This is a genomic window from Psychroserpens mesophilus (genome assembly GCF_050617655.1).
Lineage (GTDB): Bacteria > Bacteroidota > Bacteroidia > Flavobacteriales > Flavobacteriaceae > Psychroserpens > Psychroserpens mesophilus_A.
The window spans coordinates 1-264 of record NZ_JBODQC010000225.1; the positions used below are offsets into that span (position 1 = coordinate 1).

Annotated in this window: 1 protein-coding gene; it reads right to left on the reverse strand. The window is 67.8% G+C overall.

The genetic code is table 11. The annotated features are described in order from the left end of the window. Nucleotides 1-264 (reverse strand): hypothetical protein (locus ACRHNM_RS17050; RefSeq protein WP_431137821.1); only part of this gene is annotated, 264 nt, incomplete at both ends.

Sequence of the window (264 nt, forward strand, 5' to 3'; positions counted from 1 at the left end):
GCCGTTGTTGTTGACGACCACCGAGCCGCCATTGGTGGTGTTGCCCAGTTGCGCGCCGGTCGCGCCCAGGCTGAGCAGGGCGCCCAGCCCCAGGCCCGGGTCGACGGTGCCCTGGTTGGTCTGGCTGGTGTTCTTGCCGCTCAAGGTGATCGACGGGCCGATCAAGGCGGACGAGGACTGCCCGCTGGCGGTGACCAGCACCGAGGCGCCGTTCACGTTGGTGTTGACGGTGTTGATGTTGGGAATCGGGAGCAGGACGACGGC